The 4,616-nt window shown below is 71.1% G+C and carries 6 protein-coding genes; 1 reads left to right on the top strand and 5 read right to left on the bottom strand.

Translation table 11 applies throughout. From position 1 onward, the window contains the following. The coding region (locus ACNPM4_RS08260) for an MBL fold metallo-hydrolase (RefSeq protein WP_448985363.1) at positions 1-596 on the top strand (596 nt) is incomplete at its 5' end. Here the strand turns inward: ACNPM4_RS08260 and ACNPM4_RS08255 are convergent. From ACNPM4_RS08255 to ACNPM4_RS08235, 5 genes are all read right to left on the bottom strand, one after another. After that, on the bottom strand, positions 583-1,017 hold the full coding sequence (locus ACNPM4_RS08255; protein ID WP_051662358.1) for a nuclear transport factor 2 family protein: 435 nt from the start codon (positions 1,015-1,017) through the stop codon (positions 583-585). The two genes, ACNPM4_RS08260 and ACNPM4_RS08255, sit on opposite strands and share 14 nt — an antisense overlap. Further along, entirely contained in the window at positions 1,014-1,454 is a 441-nt protein-coding gene (locus tag ACNPM4_RS08250) for an acyl-CoA thioesterase (protein WP_448985362.1), read from the bottom strand. The genes ACNPM4_RS08255 and ACNPM4_RS08250 overlap by 4 nt, the downstream gene beginning before the upstream one ends. Further along, positions 1,451-2,194 carry an SDR family NAD(P)-dependent oxidoreductase gene (locus tag ACNPM4_RS08245; protein WP_262001634.1) on the bottom strand — a complete coding sequence of 248 codons (744 nt, stop codon included), beginning with the start codon at positions 2,192-2,194 and terminating at the stop codon, positions 1,451-1,453. Before ACNPM4_RS08245 ends, ACNPM4_RS08250 begins: the two co-directional genes overlap by 4 nt. A gap of 85 nt (positions 2,195-2,279) precedes the next feature. Next, positions 2,280-3,878 (bottom strand): flavin-containing monooxygenase, encoded by a 1,599-nt coding sequence (locus ACNPM4_RS08240; RefSeq protein WP_262001633.1) that lies wholly within the window; start codon positions 3,876-3,878, stop codon positions 2,280-2,282. Beyond that, the coding region (locus ACNPM4_RS08235; protein WP_448985361.1) for an alpha/beta hydrolase at positions 3,875-4,616 on the bottom strand (742 nt) is incomplete at its 5' end. The genes ACNPM4_RS08235 and ACNPM4_RS08240, both read right to left, overlap by 4 nt.

Here is a 4,616-nt window from a genome sequence, read left to right as displayed (position 1 = left end):
GATGGGGCGTGCCGGACGGGCGTCATGACGAACTGCTGGCCTCGTTCACACGGCCGTCGCTCACGGGCGACGTCGAGCCCGACCTGCTCGTGGGCGACGGCGACGTGCTGGAGCTCGCTGGCAGGCGGCTCGAGGTCATCGCGACCCCGGGTCACACGGGCGGGCACATCTGTCTCGCCGACCGTGACGCCCGCCTGCTCTTCACCGGCGATCACGTGCTGCCGCGCATCTACTCCGGCGTCGGCATCGGTGTGCTCGCGGGGGATGAGCCGATGGGCGACCTGCTGGCGTCGCTCGACCGCCTCGCCGAGTTCGACGACTTCACGGTGCTGCCCGGACACGAGTTCCGCTTCACCGGGCTCGCGGCACGCCGCGCACGGATAGCCGCCCACCACCTGCGTCGCGCCGGAGAGGTGGCGGCGCTCGCCGCGGAACTCGGTGACCGGTCGGTGTGGGCCTACGCGAGCAGGCTCACCTGGACCTCGGGCTGGCAGGGGCTCGCCGGGTTCTGGCTGCACTCGGCGTTGCGTCAGACCGAGATGCACCTCGGTCTGGTCCGCAGCGGGCGTGCGGCAGCCTGGCTCAGCCGCGGCTGATCTCGCGGCGGTGCAGTCGCCAGCCGGACTCGCCCCGCACGAACACGTCGGCATAGACGCCCATGGCGGCCAGCGTCGGGATGCCGTCGGTGCCCCGGTAGTAGCGGAAGTACGAACGCGCGGTCGCCCGATCGCCGGCGACCTCGACCGTGATGCTCGAGACGTCGTGCCGAGTGTGCGAGCCCGGCCCCTGGATGCCCGCGGCGCGGCGCTCCTGCACGCCGGCGAGGAGGGCGGCACGACCGGAGATGGTCTGCACATCCATCGGGAGGTCCGTGGCATCGGTGAGGTCCCAGACGGCATCCGGGGTGAAGCAGTCGATGTACTGCTCGGGGTCGCCGGCATCCGCCAGTTGGGCGATGCGCGCGAGGAGCATCGCGATCTCCTGCCGATCGCCGATGGCCTGCAGGTCGACGTTCACGGCGCCTCCCCGGCCCAGCGCCGCAGGTGCGCGCGCAGGTCGGCGGGGATGGGAACCGGATCCTGTTCGGGGGAGACCGTGACGACGGTGTTCTCGGCACGAGCGACGATCGCGTCGTCCTCGATCCTGGTCATCTCGAACGCGAACCGGAACGAGGTGCTCCCGATCCGACCCATCCGCAGGTCGATCCGGATCTCGTCGAACAGACGTGCGGCGGCCAGGTACTCGCAGGTCGTGGCCCGCGACACCGTCCACCACCCGAAGCGCTCGATGAGGGTGTCCTGACGCAGCCCCTGCAGGAACAGGAACTCCGACTGCAGGCCCTCCATCTTGGGGAACCACGCGGCGTAGTACAGGATGCCGGCCGGGTCGGTGTCGGCATAGCTGAGGCGCACCCTGTGCGAGTGGACGATCGGTCGCGGGTCGACCTCGATCACTGCGTCACCGTCCAGCCGCCGTCGACCGGGAGGAAGACGCCGTTGATGTAGCCGGCGAGCGGGGAGAACAGGAACAGTGCGGCCCACGCGATGTCGTCGGGTGTGGCCATGCGCTGAAGGGGGATGCGGGTGAGTACGCGCTGCCCGGTCTCGCTTCCCGCGAAGCCCGCCAGCCGCGGGGTATCGGTCATGCCCGGTGCCACGCCGTTGGAGCGGAACTCCGCCGCGCGGTGGGCGGCGAGGTGGCGGACGTAGCCCATGATCGCGGCCTTGGATGCTGAGTACCAGGCGTTGTCGGTGCCGACGAGGTTGCCGGCGACCGAGGTGGTGGCGACCATCGCGGCTCCCTCGCCGGGGCCGGTGGCCGCCCACGTGTCGGTCATGCGGCGCACGCTCCCCACGCAGATCTCCAGTGCCCGGTCGAAGGGGATCTCTGACGCGGATGCCGGCCCGGCGTTGTTGTGGAGGTAGCGGATCGGCCCGAGCGCGCGCACCGCATCGGTGAACCCGGCATCCACGGCCGCGTCGTCCGACACGTCTGCCACCCAGGTGTGCACGGCGGGGGCTGTCGCGCGCACCTGCTCGGCGGTCTCCTCGAGGCCCGTCGGATTCAGGTCCCAGAGGCTGACGGCGAGACCGAGTTCTGCCGCATGCACGGCGGTGGCCCGCCCGATGCCGCTCCCGGCGCCGGTGATGAGCACCGCGTCTCCTGCTGTGAATCCGAGGTCGACTGCACCCATACCGCGCTCCTTTGCCCAAGCATTTGCTTGTTTGACTCTAGCGCTGCGGAAGGACGAAGGCCAGCCCCGACCACCGGGGGCGCCGTCACCGCGAAGAGAGCACGAAACCGCGGTAGTCGGCTGCCGCGACCTCCTCGCATCGATCGATGTAGTTCTTGAAGCCGCCGATGTACGGAAGGAACCCCCGTGCCTTGCCGGCGATGTTCGAGCCGGTGTACCACGACGGGGCCGATCCGAAGAGGGTGCGGTCGGCGAGCTCGAGGGAGTGCGCCGTCCAGGCGGCCGCCGCGTCGGACCGCGCCTCGATCGACGTGTGCCCCTGCTGTCGGCAGTGCGCGATGATCCGCAGCGCGTAGTCGCCCTGCTGCTCGGAGGTGAGTGCCATGTTCGACAGCACGCTGGGGCTGCCGGGGCCGTTCAGCACCAGCAGGTTCGGGAACCCGGGCAGGGCGATGCCGAGATAGGTCGAGGGGAAGCCGGTCCACTCCTCGCGCAGCGATCGGCCGTCGCGTCCGCGGATGTCGATCGCGGTGAGTGCGCCGGTCATGGCGTCGAAGCCTGTGGCGTACACGATCACGTCGTGCTCGCGGTGCTCGTCTGTCGTGCGGATGCCGGTCGCGGTCACTGCGGCGAGGGGTTCCCGGCGCAGGTCCACCAGCGCGACGTGCGGCTCGTTGAACGTCTCGTAGTAGCCGGTGTCGGTGCAGATGCGCTTGGTGCCGACCGGGTGGTCGCGCGGTGTGAGGGATTCACGCGTCTCGGGATCCGGCACCCTCTCGGCGAGCTTCTGCTCGAAGAAGACCCGGGCGGCGTCGTTGATCACCGGGTCGACGGTTAGCCCCTGGAACGCCTTGGCGAAGAGTACGCCGCCGCGTGTCCAGCTCTCCTCGAACACCGCGCGGCGCTCGTGCTCGTCGGCGTCGGCGAAAGGGACGGGGTGGCTCGTCCAGGGAGACCCCGCGGCGCCGTTCCAGGAGAGCTCGCGCCGACGCGCCAGGTCGTCCTGCTGTCGCTGCCACTCGTCATCGTCGAGAGTCCGGTTGAACGCGGGCACGCTGTAGTTCGCGCTGCGCTGGTACACCGTGAGCTCCGCGGCATCCTGTGCGATCAGCGGGATCGCCTGCACCCCCGAGGAGCCGGTGCCGATCACGGCGACCCGCTTGCCACGCAGGTCGACCGGATCCTCCGGCCAGGCCGAGGTCTGCAGGACCTCACCCGCGAAGTCGTCGCGACCGGGAAGGTCGGGCAGCTGCGGCTTCGAGAGCCCGCCCGTCGCCATCACCAGCCAGCGTGCCGAGGCCTGGAAGCCGGACTCCGTGCGCACGTCCCAGCGCTGCGCCCGCTCGTCCCAGGACGCGGCGGCGAGACGCTCGCCGAAGCGGTAGTGACGGCGGACGTCGAACCGATCGGCGACGTGGTTCAGGTAGCGCAGGATCTCGGGCTGCGTCGCGTAGCGCTCGCTCCAGCGCCACTCGCGCTGCAAGGCATCGTCGAACGAGAACGAGTAGTCGATGCTCTCGACGTCGCAGCGGGCGCCCGGGTAGCGGTTCCAGTACCAGGTGCCGCCCACGTCGTCACCGGCCTCGAGGCCGAGGATGTCGAGTCCCGCCCGCTCGGCGTGGATCGTGGAGTACAGGCCGGCGAAGCCGGCGCCGACGATGATGACGTCGTGTTCGGGGATCATCTGCGGTCCTTCGGGTCGGGGCTGGTCAGGGAGCGGAGGTCGCTCCACAGGATCTCGGCGGCGCTGATGCCGGGGCCGTAGCCGGGGATGGTCAGGAAGCCGTGGAACTGATCGGGGTGGTGACGGAGTGTCACCGGGACGCCGGCGGAACGGAGCCGCCGGGCGTAGTCGGCGCCCTCGTCGCACAGGGGGTCGAGGCCGGCGGTGACGACGATCGCGGGCGGGAGTCCTGCGAGGTCGTCGACCGCGAGCGGGGTGACGTCGGCGTCGAAGCGGCCCGGCCGCTCGCCGAGGAAGGTGCGCCAGTAGTGCGCCAGGAGCTCGGACGTGACGAAGTAGCCGGTCGCCCTCGCGCGGTGGCTCTCGGAGGACATCGTCGGGTCGAGGAACGGGTAGAGCAGCACCTGTGCGACGACCGGGCTCGCGCCGCGATCGCGGAGGCCGATCGCCGCGCCGGCCGCGACGTTGCCGCCCGAGCTGTCGCCCGCGAGGAGGAGCCCGTGCGCCCCGAGCCCGGCCTCGACGGCCCAGTCCGCCGCGGCGATCACGTCGTCGCGCGCCGCGCCAGGACCGGCTTCGGGAGCGAGGCGGTAGTCGACCGAGACGACGGTGGCGCCGGTGGCGCGGGCCCATCGCCGGCAGAAGCCGTCGTGTCCGGCGATCGAGCCGTGCAGGAAACCGCCGCCGTGCGCGTACACCGTGGTCGGCGCATCCGGCCGCCGCTCGCGCGGGTGGTAC

The organism is Microbacterium umsixpiens, assembly GCF_053543675.1.
Note: the sequence above shows the minus strand (reverse complement) of the source record. Positions and strands in the feature narration are given on the sequence as shown.